15 protein-coding genes and 1 pseudogene are annotated in these 15,565 nt (G+C 70.4%); 13 read left to right on the top strand and 3 right to left on the bottom strand.

Translation table 11 applies throughout. From position 1 onward, the window contains the following. Window positions 1–236 precede the first annotated feature (236 nt). The 3 genes from IEY86_RS05650 (at window position 237) to IEY86_RS05640 (ending at window position 6,110) form a co-directional block, all read left to right on the top strand. On the top strand, window positions 237–1,472 hold the full coding sequence (locus IEY86_RS05650) for a L,D-transpeptidase (RefSeq protein WP_229698202.1): 1,236 nt from the start codon (window positions 237–239) through the stop codon (window positions 1,470–1,472). A 138-nt stretch (window positions 1,473–1,610) separates the two neighbouring features. Beyond that, window positions 1,611–2,312: a L,D-transpeptidase family protein gene (locus IEY86_RS05645; RefSeq protein WP_189130409.1), complete on the top strand. Its 702-nt coding sequence runs from the start codon at window positions 1,611–1,613 to the stop codon at window positions 2,310–2,312. 462 nt (window positions 2,313–2,774) lie between these two features. Next, window positions 2,775–6,110, top strand: a complete 3,336-nt coding sequence (locus tag IEY86_RS05640; RefSeq protein WP_229698176.1) for a S8 family peptidase — start codon at window positions 2,775–2,777, stop codon at window positions 6,108–6,110. 74 nt (window positions 6,111–6,184) lie between these two features. Here the strand turns inward: IEY86_RS05640 and IEY86_RS37780 are convergent, their stop codons facing one another. The 3 genes from IEY86_RS37780 to IEY86_RS05620 all read right to left on the bottom strand — a co-directional run bounded on the left by IEY86_RS37780 (window position 6,185) and on the right by IEY86_RS05620 (window position 9,472). Then, window positions 6,185–7,567 (bottom strand): DUF1203 domain-containing protein, encoded by a 1,383-nt coding sequence (locus IEY86_RS37780; protein ID WP_308425100.1) that lies wholly within the window; start codon window positions 7,565–7,567, stop codon window positions 6,185–6,187. A 574-nt stretch (window positions 7,568–8,141) separates the two neighbouring features. After that, window positions 8,142–8,459, bottom strand: a complete 318-nt coding sequence (locus tag IEY86_RS05625) for a hypothetical protein (protein ID WP_189130408.1) — start codon at window positions 8,457–8,459, stop codon at window positions 8,142–8,144. Window positions 8,460–8,530: 71 nt separating this feature from the next. Then, on the bottom strand, window positions 8,531–9,472 hold the full coding sequence (locus IEY86_RS05620; RefSeq protein WP_189130407.1) for a winged helix-turn-helix transcriptional regulator: 942 nt from the start codon (window positions 9,470–9,472) through the stop codon (window positions 8,531–8,533). A gap of 67 nt (window positions 9,473–9,539) precedes the next feature. Here IEY86_RS05620 and IEY86_RS05615 point away from each other — a divergent pair, with 67 nt between their 5' ends. From IEY86_RS05615 to IEY86_RS05575, 10 genes and pseudogenes are all read left to right on the top strand, one after another. Further along, window positions 9,540–10,208 carry an O-methyltransferase gene (locus IEY86_RS05615; protein ID WP_189130406.1) on the top strand — a complete coding sequence of 223 codons (669 nt, stop codon included), beginning with the start codon at window positions 9,540–9,542 and terminating at the stop codon, window positions 10,206–10,208. Window positions 10,209–10,312: 104 nt separating this feature from the next. Then, window positions 10,313–10,897: a pyridoxamine 5'-phosphate oxidase family protein gene (locus IEY86_RS05610; protein ID WP_189130405.1), complete on the top strand. Its 585-nt coding sequence runs from the start codon at window positions 10,313–10,315 to the stop codon at window positions 10,895–10,897. A 76-nt stretch (window positions 10,898–10,973) separates the two neighbouring features. After that, window positions 10,974–11,531: a flavoprotein gene (locus IEY86_RS05605; RefSeq protein ID WP_229698175.1), complete on the top strand. Its 558-nt coding sequence runs from the start codon at window positions 10,974–10,976 to the stop codon at window positions 11,529–11,531. Further along, a pseudogene (locus tag IEY86_RS37985) lies at window positions 11,414–11,716 on the top strand (hypothetical protein); the annotation flags it as partial. The gene IEY86_RS05605 and the pseudogene IEY86_RS37985, both read left to right, overlap by 118 nt. 330 nt (window positions 11,717–12,046) lie before the next feature. After that, entirely contained in the window at window positions 12,047–12,391 is a 345-nt protein-coding gene (locus IEY86_RS36195) for a DUF1330 domain-containing protein (protein ID WP_229698174.1), read from the top strand. A 311-nt stretch (window positions 12,392–12,702) separates the two neighbouring features. Next, complete coding sequence (locus IEY86_RS05595; protein WP_189130402.1) at window positions 12,703–13,125, top strand: hypothetical protein; 423 nt, start codon at window positions 12,703–12,705, stop codon at window positions 13,123–13,125. Continuing rightward, window positions 13,122–13,886, top strand: coding sequence for a transcriptional regulator (locus IEY86_RS05590; protein WP_189130401.1), 765 nt, complete (start codon window positions 13,122–13,124; stop codon window positions 13,884–13,886). The genes IEY86_RS05595 and IEY86_RS05590 overlap by 4 nt, the downstream gene beginning before the upstream one ends. Window positions 13,887–13,923: 37 nt before the next feature. Then, complete coding sequence (locus tag IEY86_RS05585) at window positions 13,924–14,358, top strand: roadblock/LC7 domain-containing protein (protein WP_189130400.1); 435 nt, start codon at window positions 13,924–13,926, stop codon at window positions 14,356–14,358. A gap of 27 nt (window positions 14,359–14,385) precedes the next feature. Further along, complete coding sequence (locus IEY86_RS05580) at window positions 14,386–14,760, top strand: hypothetical protein (RefSeq protein ID WP_189130399.1); 375 nt, start codon at window positions 14,386–14,388, stop codon at window positions 14,758–14,760. A gap of 102 nt (window positions 14,761–14,862) precedes the next feature. Then, on the top strand, window positions 14,863–15,240 hold the full coding sequence (locus tag IEY86_RS05575; RefSeq protein WP_189130398.1) for a DUF4186 domain-containing protein: 378 nt from the start codon (window positions 14,863–14,865) through the stop codon (window positions 15,238–15,240). The last annotated feature ends 325 nt before the right edge of the window (window positions 15,241–15,565 follow it).

The following is a 15,565-nucleotide window of genomic DNA, read 5'->3' as shown; positions in this document are numbered from 1 at the left end:
TTTCCCACATTTCGCCGCGGGCGGCAACCGGAACGGTGTAGCGAGTGTTCCTATGGGAAGTGTTTGTTCCACATGTGGAGCCCCCGAGGCCTCGCCGCCCCAGGGGCTCTGCCGATGGGACCCCGCGAACCGACCCAGCAGAAGTAGTGGAGATGCGAGTGAAGGTCGTTCCGACCAGCGCCAGCCGTACCGGCGACCGGGAGGGCGGGAACCGCCCCGCCCCGGGAACGCGACGTCTGCGCCCCGGCCTGGCGAGCGCCGCCGTCGTGGTCGGCGCTGCCCTGTCGCTGACCGCCTGCACCACCAGCGGCTCCGGTTCCGCCGACTCCGGCAAGGCCGGCTCCGCCCAGGCCAAGGCCGACCAGGCCGCGGCCAGGCAGGCCTCGGACGCGTCCATAACGATCACCCCGAAGAACGGCGCGAACAACGTCAATCGCGAAGGTGATGTCAAGGTGCGTGTCGCGGGCGGCAAGCTCACCGCCGTCTCCATGACCGCCGTCGAGACCGGGAAGCCGGTCACCGGCGCGATCTCGCCCGACGGCACCTCCTGGGAGCCCTCGGTCAGGCTCGACCAGGCCATGAAGTACCGGCTCACGGCCGTCGCCAAGGACCCCAAGGGCCGTCAGGAGACCAAGAACGCCTCGTTCGCGACCCTGTCCGCGGCGAACACCGTCATCGGCTTCTTCACCCCCGAGGACGGCTCCACCGTGGGCGTCGGGATGCCGGTGTCGATCAACTTCAACAAGGCGATCCAGAACCGCGCCCGGATCCAGAAGGCGATCACCGTCACCTCGACCAGCGGCCAGCAGGTCGTCGGGCACTGGTTCAGCGGCACCCGCCTCGACTTCCGCCCGCAGGAGTACTGGAAGAGTGGCTCCAAGGTGACCCTGAAGCTGCGCCTCAAGGGCGTCCAGGGCTCCGCCGGGGTCTACGGCGTCCAGTCCAAGGACGTCACCTTCACCGTCGGCCGCTCCCAGGTCAGCACGGTCGACACCAAGACCCATCGGATGACCGTCACCCGCGACGGCAAGGTGATCAAGACCCTGCCGATCTCCGCGGGCGGCCCGGACAACCCCACGTACAACGGGCAGATGGTGATCGCCGAGAAGTTCAAGCAGACCCGGATGAACGGGGCCACGGTCGGCTTCGTCAAGGACGACGGCAAGGGCGAGTACGACATCCCCGACGTGCCCCACGCGATGCGCCTGACCAACACGGGCACGTTCGTCCACGGCAACTACTGGGGCAAGGGCGTCTTCGGCAAGGTCAACACCAGCCACGGCTGCATCGGCGTGCAGGACGTCAAGGGCGGGGGCGACAGCGCCACCGACGCCGCCTGGTTCTTCGACAACTCCATCACCGGGGACGTCGTCAACGTCGTGCACTCACCCGACCGGACTGTTTCTCCGGACAACGGCCTCAACGGATGGAACCTCTCCTGGGCGCAGTGGAAGGCCGGAAGCGCCGCCTGATCGCGCCCCTCACTCCCACTGCCCCGATCCCCTCGACGGCCATCGCAACCACGGGTGGCCGTCGGATGTCCTAATCGGCGACAGGTACCGTGCGGCGTCACAGCCCACGGGGGGTGTGCCGAGGGGAGACAAAAGAAAATGGGAGCAAGCGCGGCGGTACGCCGCAGACTTGGCGCGGCGCTCGGCGTCGCGGGGATGGTCGTGCCGCTGACGGTCGCGTTCGGCGCGCCCGCCCAGGCGGCGTCCTGTACGACGCGGACCGGCCCGTACCAGAAGGAGGTCGAGAAGTTCCTCGGCCGCCCGGTCGACGGCAGGCAGTCACCGGCCGACTGCAAGGCCATCCAGGCCTTTCAGACCAAGCACGGGATAAGCCCCAACATCGGCTACGCGGGTCCCATCACCTGGGGGGTGATGGACCTGATGCTCCAGCAGAAGGCCGCGGGCAAGAACCCGAACAAGGCCGGCCGATGCCCGACCAACAAGGGGCGGATCGCCTGTGTGGACCTGACCCGGCAATTGAGCTGGATCCAGGACGGCAAGACGCTGAAGTTCGGGCCCGTGCCGGTGCGCACCGGGCGGGACCACTACGAGACCCGTACCGGCGCCAAGAAGATCTACTGGAGGGACAAGGACCACTGGTCCGACCTCTACGACGTGGCGATGCCCTACAGTCAATTCTTCGACGGTGGCCAGGCCTTCCACTCCATCGCCGGTGACGTGTGGTCGCCTCCCGGATCCCACGGCTGCGTGAATATGCGCAAGGGCGACGCCGCCAAATATTGGGACATGCTGAGGAACGGCGACGATGTATTTGTCTACGGTCGCAAGCGGGGCACCTGACCGGCAGGCAATCGCCCCGCTCGCACTGCCGCAGGGCGCGTCCGGCACACCGCCGGGCGCGCCCTCGCGCATTCTCGTCACGCTCTCAACAATGTTTCAGGCTCCACCCGTCCGTGCCGCCTGACGTCCAGCCACATGTTCTTCGGAGCTGCGGCGCGTCCCGGGCGCGGTCCGGCATCGGCATGAGGAACCAGATCTCCACGATCCATGTGAAGGCCACCGGCGGCGGCGCAGGGCGGCCGGGGCGCTTCCGTTCCGTCCGTAATTCGGACACCTCCCAGAATGCCGCCGCTGTTACACAACTGCCAGGAAAACTCCCTTGTTTCGTGAAGCGAGGGAAAGGAAGCATGGGCCCCTCAGGCGGAGCGCGGTGGGCCATAAGGGCTTCCAAGGAATACACCAGCTCTTCTTGCCGCCTGCCGTTCACCCGCATATCGCAAGGCGATTCGAGGTGAAGAGTTGTTGCGATCCAGGAACAGGGCCGGGGCGATCCTGGCCGCCGCACTGGCGACAGCATTGTCGCTGGGAATGGCGTCGGGCGCTCAGGGCGCGCCCACGCTCAAGCACGATCAGTGGCCCGATCAGTGGAAGAGCGGTGAAACGGTGGCCAACAAGGCCGGCCGGACCGTCACGCTCATCACGGGTGACCGGGTCCGTGTCGATGCCAAGGGACGGGTCACGTCGGTCACGCCCGGCAAGGGCCGCAAGGGGACGGCTGTCTCCGTCAGGCGGTTGAAGGGGCACTCGTATGTGATCCCCGTGGACGCCGCGAAGTTGGTCTCGCAGGGCAGGCTCGATCGGCGTCTGTTCGACGTCACCGAGCTGCTGAAGTCGAAGTACGACGACCAGCACCGCGGCACGCTGCCGCTGATCGTCGCCTACACCGCGCACAAGGCGCAGGCCAAGGCCGCGCTGCGCTCCGCCGGGCTGACCGTGAAGCGCGACCTGCCCGTGGTCGGCGGGCAGGCGCTGACCGCCAGGAAGTCCGCCTCCTCGAAGGTGTGGGACGCGCTGACCGACGGCTCCGGTGTCTCCCGCGGCGCGGCCGCCGGGATCGCCAAGGTCTGGCTGGACGGCGTGCGCCGGGCGAGCCTGGACAAGTCCGTCCCGCAGATCGGCGCGCCGGACGCGTGGAAGGCCGGCTACACCGGCAAGGGCGTCAAGGTCGCCGTGCTCGACACCGGCGTCGACGACACCCACCCGGACCTGTCGGACCGGGTCGTGGCGAAGAAGAACTTCTCCGACTCCAAGAACAATGTCGACCACGTCGGCCACGGCACGCACGTCGCCTCCACCATTGCGGGCTCGGGCAAGAAGTCGAAGTTCAAGTACAAGGGTGTCGCCCCCGACGCCAAGCTGCTGTCGGCCAAGGTCCTCGACGACTCGGGCTCGGGCGGCGACTCCGGGATCATCGCGGGCGCGCAGTGGGCCGTCGACCAGGGCGCGAAGGTGGTCAACCTCAGCCTCGGCGGTGACGACACCCCCGAGGTGGACCCGCTCGAGGCCGCGGTCGACAAGCTGTCGACCACCAAGGGCGTGCTGTTCGCCATCGCCGCGGGCAACGCGGGCCCCGGCGACAGGACCGTGGGCTCGCCCGGCAGCGCGGCCGAGGCGCTGACCGTGGGCGCCGTGGACAAGTCGGACAAGCTCGCCGAGTTCTCCAGTGTCGGCCCCACCGCCGACGGCTCGCTCAAGCCCGACATCACCGCCCCCGGGGTGAACATCGTCGCGGCCAAGGCGGCCAAGGGCGTCATCGGCACCCCGGCCGCACCCGGGTACGTCAAGCTGTCGGGCACCTCCATGGCGACTCCGCATGTCGCCGGTGCCGCCGCGCTGATCGCCTCGCAGCACCCGGACTGGAGCGGCCGGCAGATCAAGCGGGCACTGACCGCCTCGGCCAAGCCCGGTGACGGTCTGTCGGCCTTCCAGCAGGGCACCGGCCGGGTGAACCTGACCACGGCCATCAAGCAGTCCGTGGCCACCGACCAGACCTCGGTCGGGTTCGGCACCCAGCAGTGGCCGCACGACGACGACAAGCCGGTGACGAAGAAGATCACCTACCGCAACACCGGTAACGCCGACGTCACCCTCGACCTCGCCGTGCAGACCCTCGGCCCCGACGGCAAGCCCGCTCCCGAGGGACTGTTCAAGGCCGATGTCGACAAGGTCACCGTGCCCGCGGGCAAGACCGCGGACGTGAAGGTGACCGCCGACACCAGGGTGGACGCCAAGGACGGCGCGTACACCGGCGCCCTCGTGGCCAAGGCCGAGGGCCAGACGGTCCGCACCTCGCTCGCCGTCGAGCGCGAGGCCGAGTCCTACAACCTCACGCTCAAGCTCATCGACGCCAAGGGCAAGCCCGCCGAGGCCCACTACGGCCTCGTGAAGGGCCTGGACCGGCCGGTCTACTGGGAACTGTCCGGCAAGGGCACCATCAAGGTGCGTGTGCCCAAGGGCATCTACGCCGTCGACACACCCGTCCTCACCCCGCGCGGGGGCGACGACGCCGACGTCGCGCTCATCCTGCGGCCGAAGCTGTCCGTGACCAAGGACACCTCGCTCACCATCGACGCCCGCAAGACCAAGCCGATCAAGATCACCTTGCCGGACAGCGCCGCGAAGCAGCTCTTCGGCTACGTCAACTGGAACGTCGCCATCGGAGAGGGCGCCGGCAGTTCCTGGCTGTCCCCCGACTTCAAGGGCGTCACCACCGCACACTTCGGTCCGAAGCTGACCGCCAAGCAGTTCACCGGCTCCATCGGAGGCATCTGGGGCAAGGGCAGCACCCGGTGGAACCTGGTGTACCAGCGTCACGGCTCCTTCTACACCGGGTACCGCCACAAGACGACCAAGGACGAACTCGCCCAGGTCGATGTCATCGCCGGATCGGCCGCCAAGGGCAAGAAGGGCCTCGTCGGCGCTCAATGGGCGGGCGGGGACGAGGGCGGCATCGTCGGCGGCGCCGTGGGCACCTCCGCCATCCCCGGAACCGCCAAGCACTACGTCAACATCCTGCCCGGTGTGGCCTGGGCCTTCTTCTTCTCCCAGGAGGACAGCAAGGGCGAGGACGAGACCGCCCAGGAGGGCCCTGCCCGCACCTACGAGGCGGGCAAGGTCTACCGCACCACGTTCAACCAGGGCGTGTTCGGCCCCAGCGTCGGCAAGGCGTCGGACGACAGCGGTGCCTTTCGGACCAAGGACGAACTGCGCCTGTGCATCCCGATGTTCACCGATGGGTCCGGTCACGTCGGTGGCTCGGTGTTCAGCAAGGCCAAGACCGTCGTCACCGGCGACGGCAGGACGATCCTGAACGAGAAGTCCACGCCGTGCCCGCTCACCGCGGAACTGCCGGACGCCAAGACCACGTACAAGATCAGCACCGATGTCAGCCGCGGCAGCGCGGTCTCGGCCGTCAGCACCCGGGTCGTGGCGGACTGGACGTTCTCCTCGTCCCGCCCCGATGGTGACGGCCCCGTCAAGCTCCCGCTGTCCACGGTCCGCTTCACCCCGAAGCTGACCCTGGCCAGCACCGCCAAGGCGGGCAAGAAGCTGACCGTCCCGCTGCGGATCCAGGGCCCGGCTGCGGGCTCCAACCTCAAGACCCTCGACGTGCGGGTCTCCTACGACGCGGGCACCACGTGGAAGAAGGCCCCGGTCACGATGGACCAGGGCAACCGGGTCCTCAAGCTCAGCCACCCCGAGAACGCGACCTCTGTCTCGTTCAAGGTCAAGCTGGACGACAAGGACGGCAATGTCACCAACCAGACGATCTACAAGGCCTACGGCCTCGTGAAGTAACCGTCCGAGAGCACCCGCACGAACGCGGGCCCCGGCACGAGCCGGGGCCCGCCGCTCTTCCTCGACCATTGCGTTCAGCCCTCGCGGCGGCGCGCCTCGTAGGTGAAGCAGCCGAACTCCACGGCCCTCACATGCGCCAGCGCGGTGTCCGGGCTCGCGAACAGCTCGGCGAGCGCCTCCTCGATCGAGCCGGCCGCCTCGGGGTGGCCCGGGTCGACCAGTACGCCTTCCTTGATCCGGCCGTCGGCGGTGTAGGCCCGGCACACCCGACGCTCCCCGCGGATCTGCTCGGGCACCCCGTCCCCGTCGGGCCCCGAGCACGGGCCCGGGTGGATGAACACCGGCCCGACCTCCTCGTACGGCCCAGGGTCGGCGCCCGTGGCCGCCGCCCACCGCCGCAGGGGAGCGTAGGCGACCGGCAGGATCGCCTCACCGGGCAGGCTCCGCTTCAGACAGCAGCGCAACGGGCTGCCGCCCTCGTCGTCCCGCACCGGCCGGGGCACCCGCCCGGCGTCGTCCCGCACCCTCAGTTGCTCGAGCGCCTCGGGCCCGATGGCCCGGATCTCGTACGCGGTCTCCATGCCCCCATCGTCGGGGGCGTCCGCCGTCCATGACCGGCGGGAATCGGACGCCTCGTTGCCCGCCCCGAGGGCCCTTCCCGAGGTGGAGCCGCGGTGGACCCAGCGGGACGGGGCGGAGGGCGCCGTGGATGCGGCCAGGGTGAGGTAGGCGAATCCGAGCACGCCCCGGTATCCACCGAGCCAGCCGTCGCGGTGCTCGTCGGCGACTGCCCGCACCTTCCCGGCCGCGGGGTCCGCGGGATGCTCCAGCAGCCACCGCTCCAGCCCGCCGCACCACCGGGACTCGAAGGAGTCCCACTCGTCGGCGTTGGCCACGGACACCGCCAGCGGCCGGTAGCCGCAGCCGATGGCCAGGTCCACCAGCTCGCTCAGCGACAGGAAGTCCTCCGGCCGCGCCTTCAGCCCCGCCGACGCCCGCGCGGTCGGGGGCCGCTCCCAGAAGCCCTCCCCGAACAGGAACCGCCCGCCCGGCCGCAGCAGGGGACGCACCGCCTCAAGGGTGTGACGGGCGCCGCCCCAGGCGTGGGTGACGCCGATGGCCGTGACCACGTCCACGGGGCCACCGGTCCCGTTCGCCGCCGTGGCGACCGCGTCGGCGGCCTCCAGGCGGACACGGTCGGAGAGCCCTCGTGCGGCCGCGTTGGCCCGCCCCCGCTCCAGCGCGGCCTCATGGGTGTCCACTCCGACGCCCGTCGCGGTCGGCTCCGCCTCGAGCAGCCGCAGCAGCAACTCCGCCCAGCCGCAGCCCAGATCCAGGATCCGGGCACCGGCCAAGGGACGCAGCGAGTGGATGAGTCCCACGGCCCGGACGTCCGAGAGAGGGGAGTTGAAGTCGAGGTCGCGGTGGGCGAGCGCGGTGATGGCGATGTCCGTCATGGGGTCACGCTCGCAGTCGCCACGAGTGATCTCCATACGATTTCCGAGGTCCTGCGGCGCTCGCTCCTGCGGGCGCCGAGCGCCAAATGCGATCTGTGGCTGGCCGTGCGCGCGAATGGACGGGGCAGGCGCTGCACTTTGAAACCCGGGCGGCGGTTGTCTGTGCACAGTGAACCTCGCGGGCGTCGCCCGTCCGCGCGAGGATGTGCTTGCTGCCCCGGCGGCTTGACTCCCGGTCACTCGGGGGAGGGCGCGGCTCCCCCACCCCAGGATCCGCGCCGGCGAGGTCAGGCGCCGGGGTGTTGGCGAGCCGGGATGAGCTCGAAAAGTGGGGCGGAGGAGGGGCGGCACGTTCTGCAGAAACGTTTAAACTGCCGTCAGTTATCCTATGGCCAACGATCTTCGTTCAGATGTAAACTACCTAGACGCTCACGCCCCTGGCCGTCGCTATTCCCCCGTATGTGCCGGTCAGGGGCGGGTGCTCATCCGCCCGCCCGGCCCGGCGAAGCGCGTCAGGCAGGACCCTGGTTCAGCGGGTCGGGGAGCCTGCGGCTGAATGCGCCAACACCTGCGCTCAGTGCGTCAAGAAGCCTCCGGCGACGAGCTGCCCCTCCACCGCCCGCACCGCCTTCTTGTAGCGGCTCCCGGCCCGCACCCGCGCGATCGGCCCCTGCCCGGCCCCGTCCGCCGCGCGCTCCAGTCGCAGCATCGGTATGCCCTCGCCGACGCCGTCCAGCCGCACCGCGATCCTGGCGCCCTCCTCGTCCTCGGCGACGGCTGCCAGGTCCCCGGTGTCCTGCCAGGTCAGCCCGCGCTCGACCAGTGCCCCACGGGCTGCCGCGAACGCCGCCGGGGCGTCGCCAATGATGCGAAACTCGAACTTACGTGCCATGGCAGCACTCCTGTTCGCCGGGAGAGGGACATGGTTAGCCTTGCCCGAACCGCCGCCGCCAATCGCCGCGCTCACCCCGGCCTCGTTGCCGTCCTTCCTTTCGGCCTCCCATCCGGCTTCCCACCCGGCCTCGCGCCCGGCTTGCCGCCCAGCTCCACCGCCGTCCGCAGTGCCTCGTCCACGGCCGACGGAATGTCCATCACGGGGTAGAGCGCCCGCCGCACCACCCGCTCGGAATCGATCACGAGGACCAGCCGCTTCAGCCGGAACCGCTGTCCCGCCCGGAACGTCGGCAGGCGCAGCGCGGCGGCCAGCCGCAGGTGCTCGTCGGACAGCAGGGGGAAGGGAACGCACTCGGCGGCGGCGAACGCGGCCTGCTCGGCGGGCTCCTGGGTGCTAACCCCGACCACGGCCGCGCCCACCCGTTCGAACGTCGGCCAGGCATCTCTGAACAGCCGGTTCTCCAGTGTGCAGCCCGCCGCGCCGGGCACATCGAGGGTGATCCCCGTGGCCGGAAAGGTGAACAGAACGGTCGCGGTGGCGCCTGGGGCGACCACATCCCGTTCCCCGCCCCGCATGTCCGTCAGCCACAGGTCTCCGGGGACCGCCGTGCCGACCAGCGCCCGCACCCGCGCCGCCTCGCCGCTTTCGCCGTCGGCCGTCGCGGTCAGTGTCCCGTCACCGAGCAGCCAGCGGTCGGCCCAGTCCTGCATGGCGACCAGCACGTGCAGGAGCGCCTTGCCCCGTCCGGTCAGCAGATACTCATACCGCGGTGGTCGGTCCAGGTAGCGGCTCCGCCACAGCACCTCCTGCTCGACCAGGTGCCGGAGCCGTTCATTGAGCACCTTGCGGGAGACGGACAGCTCGGAGGCGAGCACATCGAAGCGCACATGGCCTCGGGCGACCTCGCGCAGCACGAGGAGGTTCCACCAGTCGCCGAGCACGGCCGCCGCCTGGGCGATACCGCACTCCTCGTCGACGTTGCGACTCCTGGAACGGGGATGCGTGTCCATGGTGCCCATAGTAAGTTCCCTATGGGAACTCTCCGGCTCCGAGAAGAGGTTCAGGAGGCCGAACGGCGTGAACATCGACAAATGGACCGAGGTCGACGAGTACTTCAATGCCCTGCTGGTGCCGTCGGACCCCGAGCTCGACGCGGCGCTGGAGAGCAGTGACCGGGCCGGGCTCCCGCCCCACGGTGTCGCCCCCAACCAGGGCAAGCTCCTCCACCTCCTGGCCCGTATCCAGGGCGCCGCCACGGTCCTGGAGATCGGCACCCTCGGCGGCTACAGCACCATCTGGCTCGCCCGGGCGCTGCCCGAGGACGGCCGCCTCATCACGCTGGAGGCCGACCAGCGCCGCGCGGAAGTCGCCCGCGGCAACCTCGCCCGCGCGGGGCTCTCCCACCGGGCCGAGGTCCGCGAGGGACCCGCCCTGGACACCCTGCCGCGGCTGGCCGCCGAGGGCCACGGCCCCTTCGACCTGGTCTTCATCGACGCGGACAAGCCCAGCAACCCCGAGTATCTGAAGTGGGCGCTGGAGCTCACCCGCCCCGGCAGCCTCATCATCGGCGACAACGTCGTCCGCGACGGCCGGGTCACCGACGCGGACAGCGCCGACCCCGGGGTCCGGGGCGTGCGCCGCTTCACCGAGCTGCTCGCCGAGGAGCCCCGCGTCACCGCGACCGCGATCCAGACCGTGGGCGCCAAGGGCTGGGACGGCTTCGCGCTCGCCCTCGTCACCGGCTGACCCCCAGCCCCGTCACCGATCAGGAGCCGACGCGCCGCACCCACCCGCCGCACCCACCCGCCCCACCCACCCGCCACACCGACCCACAGGAGCCGGACGACAGCATGGGAAAGCTCTACGACCGCATGGACGGCCGTCTGCGCACCTTCATCGAGGAACAGCCCGTCTTCTTCGTGGCGACCGCGCCCCTCGCCGCCGACGGCCATGTCAACGTCTCTCCGAAGGGCCGCTCCGGCTCGTTCCTGGTCCTCGACGAACTCCAGGTCGGCTACCTCGACTTCGGCGGCAGCGGAGCCGAGACCATCGCCCACCTCAGGGAGAACGGCCGCGTCACACTGATGTGGTGCGCCTTCACCGGCCCGCCGAAGATCGTGCGGGTCCATGGGCGGGGCGAGCCCGTCTTCCGCGACGACCCGCGCTTCCCCGAGCTCGCCGCCCGCTTCGGGGAGGCCGCCGACGCCAGTGACCTGCGCGCGGTCATCGTCGTGTCCGCCCTGCGGATCAGCGACACCTGCGGCTACGCCGTGCCGTTCATGGACTTCCGCGAGGAACGCACCCTGCACCGCGAGCACTTCGCCCGCAAGGGCGAGGAGGGGTTCGCCGACTACTGCGAGCAGAAGCCCCATGTCGGCACCAGCCTCGACGGCCTTCCGGCACTGCCCCTGCCGCTGCCTGCGCGCCCCTCGTAGCCGGGACCGACGGCCTCGGTGGCCGCCGGGGCATCCCTGCCGTGCGCGAGTACTCCTTCTGCGATTCCATGGAGATGTGACCACTTCAGCAGCCAGAAGCACCCTGCATGTGATCATCTGCGGGGCGGGGCCGGCGGTCCACGCGGACCAGCTGGTCGCTGAAGCGCACAAGCGCCAGTGGGACGTCCATGTCATCACCACCCCGGTCGGCAGGGACTTCGTCGACGTCGAGGTGCTGGAGAAGATGACCGGCCACCCGGTCCGCTCGGACTACCACCGGCCCGGTCACGCGGGAGGCCGCTCGCTGCCCGAGGCCGCCGCCATCGTCGTCGCCCCGGCCACGTACAACACGATCAACAAATGGGCTCTGGGCGTCAGCGACAACTACGCCCTCGGCATCCTCGCCGAGGCCCTGGCCCTCGGCACACCGATCGCCGTCCTCCCCTTCATGAACGCCGCCCTGTCCGCGCACCCGGCGTACCTGCGCAATGTGGAGCTGTTGCGCGGCGAGGGCGTCTGCGTCCTCCAGGGCGACGGCCACGGCCCCGAGCCGCATCCCCCGGGTGCGGGTGGGCAGCTGCTGCCGTCCTTCCCCTGGGGCCTGGCCCTGGACGCGGTCGAGACGGCCCACTGACGGCTCGCCCGGGGCCGTACCCGCCCTGGTCCAAGGACGTCACCACGCTGGGGGCGAGGGCGGGACGATCGGACGTCGCCGAGGCGACGGGTCTTCGTCCGACGATGCGTCATATCGCCAACTCGGCGGCGGCGTTCTCCCCGCCGTCCGCCCACCGCGACCTCGCACGCGCCGGAAGCGCCCTGTACGGCCTCACCCGGGGCCGAGGACCGCGCTCCCGCCATGACCGTACGCGCCCGGGTGGCCTTCACCAGCGCTGCCGGGGGCGGCCGCGCCGGGTGCGCGTACAGCGTCTGGGCGGGAGCGTCTGGGCGGGAGCGTCTGGGCCGAGCGCCTTGCTGAGCGCCGTGCCCGAGTGCCTCGCCCGACCGTCGTATGAGTGCCTTACCTGGCGGGTAATCGACGCGGTCCGCGCGGGGCGGAAGTATTCCTGCAGAGGCTGTTCGGCCCTGGCTGCCCTTTCGCGGCCCAGGTCCGGCAATCCCGTATCCGAGGCCCGTATCCGAGGAGAGACCATGCCCGCGTACGCCATCGCCCACCTGCGCACTCCCAACCCCCACCCCGAGGTCCTGGAGTACCTGGAGAGGATCCAGTCGACGCTCGACCCCTTCGACGGCCGTTTCCTCGTCCATGGGGCCGACGTGGACGTCATCGAGGGGGAGTGGCCGGGCACGGTGGTGGTGCTCGAGTTCCCCGGAGCGGAGCAGGCCCACGACTGGTACGCCTCGCCCGCCTATCAGGAGATCCTCCGTCTGCGGACGGACCACATCGAGGGAGAGGCGATCATCGTCCAGGGTGTCGGCCCCGACCACGACTCGGCGGCGCTGGCCGAAGGGTTGCGGGCGGACTCGGCCCCGTAGACGGGGACGGGACGGGCCGGGTGCCGCCGCGCGCCGGACCGGACGGTGTGCCGGCGGGCCCGGCCGGACCGTGTGGCGGCGCCCACGGCCGTGTGCGGGCACCGGAGCATGTTTCGAAGTGGCGCGATTCGTTCCGTTCCGGTGACGTCTCCTGCCTGAATCGGCCCGGCATGAGCGTGGACCCTGATGAGTTTCGGGCATATTCCTTTGGAAATTGCCAGTGTTCACCCACGCGGGTGGCACGTTGCGTAACCTCACGGTCACTGACGCACCGCCGGTGCGCCGGAACGCCGTGCAGGAGGGGAGTTCGCGTGCCCGGAATCGACGAGTGCCTGCTCGAAGCCATGGTCCTGCCGGGCGCCCGCGGCGCCGCCGTCGTCGAATGGACCAGCGGGCTCGCGCTCGGCACAGTCGGCGACTCGCCGAACGGCGACCACGAGGTCACCGCCGCCGAGACCGCCGAACTCGCGCGCATGGCCGCCGAGCACACGGCGTTCGCTCCCCCCGAGACCAACGGCCCCACCGGTCCGACCCAACAGGGCGACGCCGGCAAGGGCATACCCGTCGAGGATGTCATCATCACCACCCGCACCGGCTACCACTTGCTGCGATTCGTAGAGACGACCTTCGACAGCAGCGTCTTCGTCCATCTGTGGCTCGACCGCGAGGAGGGGAATCTCGCCCTCGCCCGAATACGGCTCCAGGACCTGGCCGAGCGTCTGGCGCTCATATGAGCACGACGGTCTCCCCCATGCTCGTCCGCCTGGCCGCCCAGCGTGCCACCGGCGCGCTCCTGCGTGACGCCGGGGCCCTCTACCTCGTCGACGGCGAGGTCGTGCACGCCGAGAGCCCCGCCGCCCCCGGTATCGACATCCTGCTCGCCAAGGGCGGGCGCCTTCCGACCGAGCGGTGGCAGGAGGCAGTCGACCGGGCCGGCGCCCACCACCGCGTGGGACGCTTCCTCGTCGACAGCGGACGTCTGGCCAGCGGCGAGCTGGAGATCTGCCACCTGGGCGCCCTGTTCGACGCCGCCTTCTTCGCACTCGCCCCGGGCGGCGGGCCGACCCGCTTCCGCCGGGGCGCCGCCCACTGGCTGGGCCCCGTCAAGCCCGTCCGGGCCGAGGCCGTCGAGCGCGAGACCCGGCGCCGCAGGGAACTGCTGGACAACCTCTGGCCGCGCCCGGAGGTCGACAGCGCACCCGTGACGCCGCGCACGGCCGCGGGCACCGCGGACATCACCTCACGCCAGCGAGCCGTGCTGGACCTCGCCGACGGGGTGCGCACCCCCGCCGGGATCGCCCGGCTGCTGGGCCGCCCGGGGTTCCACACCCTGATCGACATACGGCGACTCGCCGCCGCCGGGCACATCGAGACGCCCCGCGCGTCGGCACCGCCCGCACCCGCCCCCGTTCCCGCCTGGGTCGCGGATGTCTCCGCGGACCCGGACATCGCCCTGCTGCGCCGACTTCGTGACGCTTTGGAGGCAAGCCTGTGATTCCCCGGTCCGCCCATGAGGCCCCGTACGCGCCGTCATGAGGCGTGCATTGAGACAGCGCGCCGAGAGGAGGCAGCTGATGGCGGCGGAACCCGAAGTCCTTGACGAACTGCGGCGGTTGCGGGCACGCGTCCCGCACCTGACCGGGGCGCTCGCGGCCAGTACCGACGGCCTGGTCCTGGCCCAGGACGCGGCGAGCGTGGAGGCCGAAGGAGTCGCCGCACTCACCGCGGCCGCTCTCGGAGTGGCGCTGCGGATGGCGGACGCCACCGGGCGGGGCGACTTCCGCGAACTGCTCGTGCGAGGCGAGCAGGGCTACATCGCGACATACGCGGCGGGGTCCGCGGCCATCCTCACGGTGCTGGCGGGAGCGCGCACCAATGTGGGCCGGCTGCACATGGAAGCCCGCCGCTCCAGCGCGCGGATAGCGGAACTGGTCGACGAAGCGCTCGACCGGCCCGACATCACCTGATACATCAACGGAAAGGAAGCGACGAACATGGCCAACACCGAAACCGCTCTGAAGGAAGCCGTCACCTCCATAGACGGCGCCCTGGGCGTGGCCCTCGTCGACTACACCAGCGGTATGGCCCTCGGCACCCTCGGCGGCGGCAAGGACCTGGACCTGGCGGTCGCGGCGGCCGGCAACACCGACGTGGTCCGCGCCAAGGTGCGCACCATGGAGATGCTCGGCCTCAAGGACGAGATCGAGGACGTCCTGATCACCCTGGGCAGCCAGTACCACCTGATCCGCCTGCTGAAGGGCCGCGGCCACACCGGCCTCTTCCTCTACCTGGCCCTGGACAAGGGCCGGGCGAACCTGGCGATGGCCCGCCACCAGCTGCGGAAGATCGAAGCCGACCTGGAGCTGTGAGCCCCGCGCCGCGCCCGCGGGGAGCCGCCGGGGAGGCATACCCGTGAGCTTCCCGCGGACGCGGTGGTCGGGGATTCCCGCCCCTGGATACGCTCGAAGGGTATGGATGAGACGCCCGACGCCCTGGGCCGCCGACTGGACTCGATCGCCCGGCACCCGTTCCGCGCGAAGTTCCACCTGCGCGGCCCCGAACGAGCGAAGGCCGAGCTCGGCGGCTCCTCGACGATGCGGTGGCACGCGTACGAGATCATCACCGAACGCCTGGCGCCCGCCGAGCCGTACAAGGACGGCAAGCAGACCCCGTACCGCGGCCACCCGGTCTTCGTGGCCCAGCACGCCACGGCCACGTGCTGCCGCACCTGCCTCCAGCGCTTCCACCAAATCCCGAAGGGCCACCCCCTGACCCGCGAGGAGCGGGCCTACGCCGTGGAAGTGATCACCCGCTGGATCACCCGAGAACTGGACGGCCCGGCCCCGTGAGCCCCGCCCTCACGGGCGGGACACCTCGGCTCAGGGGCTGCCCGATTGGGAGAGCAGGTCACGAGAGAAACGCTGAGGAACATGGGGCGGGCGAGGTAGAAGCCGAGAGTCACATCACCTCCCCATCCCAGACGCTCGGCAGCCGAAGAGATTGGGGCCGTGACACGGGTGAATCCAGTCTCTTTCCTGTTCACGAAGGAGCCTGTCCCGAATACTCTCGACAAAGGCCCGCATTGCGTCACCGTCGTAGGAGGCGCGCACAACGCTCACGAATGACGGTTCGGTCATGCCCGCGACCGTACTTCCGGGGTCTGACAACGCGACC

Source organism: Wenjunlia tyrosinilytica (assembly GCF_014646055.1).
In the GTDB taxonomy this organism is placed as follows: domain Bacteria; phylum Actinomycetota; class Actinomycetes; order Streptomycetales; family Streptomycetaceae; genus Wenjunlia; species Wenjunlia tyrosinilytica.
The sequence above is the reverse complement of the archived record's forward strand: the minus strand, read 5'-3'. Positions and strand labels throughout refer to the sequence as shown.

Excerpts from the sequence above, each read along its gene's own strand:
- IEY86_RS05645 (WP_189130409.1), top strand. The coding sequence starts at position 1,611 with ATGGGAGCAAGCGCGGCGGTACGCCGCAGACTTGGCGCGGCGCTCGGC.
- IEY86_RS37780 (WP_308425100.1), bottom strand. The coding sequence starts at position 7,567 with ATGACGGACATCGCCATCACCGCGCTCGCCCACCGCGACCTCGACTTC.
- IEY86_RS05625 (WP_189130408.1), bottom strand. The coding sequence starts at position 8,459 with ATGGCACGTAAGTTCGAGTTTCGCATCATTGGCGACGCCCCGGCGGCG.
- IEY86_RS05620 (WP_189130407.1), bottom strand. The coding sequence starts at position 9,472 with ATGGACACGCATCCCCGTTCCAGGAGTCGCAACGTCGACGAGGAGTGC.
- IEY86_RS05610 (WP_189130405.1), top strand. The coding sequence starts at position 10,313 with ATGGGAAAGCTCTACGACCGCATGGACGGCCGTCTGCGCACCTTCATC.
- IEY86_RS36195 (WP_229698174.1), top strand. The coding sequence starts at position 12,047 with ATGCCCGCGTACGCCATCGCCCACCTGCGCACTCCCAACCCCCACCCC.
- IEY86_RS05590 (WP_189130401.1), top strand. The coding sequence starts at position 13,122 with ATGAGCACGACGGTCTCCCCCATGCTCGTCCGCCTGGCCGCCCAGCGT.
- IEY86_RS05585 (WP_189130400.1), top strand. The coding sequence starts at position 13,924 with ATGAGGCGTGCATTGAGACAGCGCGCCGAGAGGAGGCAGCTGATGGCG.
- IEY86_RS05580 (WP_189130399.1), top strand. The coding sequence starts at position 14,386 with ATGGCCAACACCGAAACCGCTCTGAAGGAAGCCGTCACCTCCATAGAC.
- IEY86_RS05575 (WP_189130398.1), top strand. The coding sequence starts at position 14,863 with ATGGATGAGACGCCCGACGCCCTGGGCCGCCGACTGGACTCGATCGCC.